Origin of the sequence: Xanthomonas sp. SHU 166, from assembly GCF_000364685.1 — a bacterium.
Classification (GTDB): Bacteria; Pseudomonadota; Gammaproteobacteria; order Xanthomonadales; family Xanthomonadaceae; genus Xanthomonas_A; species Xanthomonas_A sontii.
On record NZ_AQOJ01000672.1, the window covers coordinates 1 to 1,075 of the forward strand.

Below are 1,075 nucleotides of genomic sequence, written 5' to 3' on the forward strand. Positions count from 1 at the left end.
CGCTGCAACAGTCGCGACAGCGCCATCGCCACGCCCAGGCCCAGCAGCAGGCCCACGCCGATCTGCACGCCGGCCTCGCCCAATACCTGCCGGCGCAGCCGTGCCGGCGGTGCGCCGAGCGCGGCGCGCACGCCGAACTCGTGCTGGCGCGCGGCCACCGCCACCGCCATCACCGCGTACAGGCCGACCGCCGCCAGCAACAAAGCCAGTCCCGCGAACAGCCCCACCAGCAGCAGGTTGAGCTTCTGTTCGCCGGTGGTGCTGGCGACCAGCGCCTGCATCGGTTGCAGCTCGGCGATCGGCTGCTGTGGCGCCACTTCGTCGATGGCGGCACGCAGCGCGCGCTCGTCGGCACCCAGTGCGCCGGCCCGCAGATGCACCGCATAGGTCAGCGCGCCGAAGCCGCGGAGGATCTGCCACATCGGCTCGCTCATCTGTGCCAGCGGCTGGTACACGGTCGGCTCCGGTGGCTCGGCCGGGCTGGTGTGGCGCACGTCGCCGACCACGCCGACCACGCGCATCGACACGCGCTGGTCGCCGCCGTCGTCGGGCAAGCTGACGATCTTGCCGAGCGCCTGCCCGTGCAGGTAACGCGCAGCGAAGCTGGCGCTGACCACGCAGACCCGCTCGCCTCCGGCCACATCGCTGTCGGCAATCCCGCGCCCGGCCAGCAAGGGAATGCGGAAGACCTCCAGGAACTGCGGCGTGGCCAACCGGTACTGGCTGTCGACGGACGGCGCGCCATCGATCTCCACGCTCCAGCTCAACCGCGTCGCCGTCGGCGGATTGGTCGACACCCCCACGCGGTCGATGCCCGGCACCTGCTGCAGCCGCGCGACGATGCGCCGGGTCTGCTCCACCGCATCGGCCGCGGTGACGTAGCGCTCCTTCACCGGCGCCAGGGTGAACACCACCGCCGAGCGGCTCTCGAAGCCCATCGGCACCTCCGCCAGCTTCTGCAGGGTGCGGGTGAACAGGGCCGCGCCGATCAGCAGCACCACGGCGATGGCCACCTGCGCGATCACCAGGACACGGCCGAGGCGGCCGGCCTGCAGGCTCCAGCCGCCGCGCCCGC

The 1,075-nt window shown here is 72.6% G+C and carries 1 protein-coding gene; it reads right to left on the reverse strand.

The window, feature by feature from the left end; all coding sequences use genetic code 11:
- Positions 1 to 1,075, reverse strand: a 1,075-nt coding sequence (locus D180_RS15965) for an ABC transporter permease (protein WP_017913586.1), incomplete at both ends; no start/stop codon positions are given.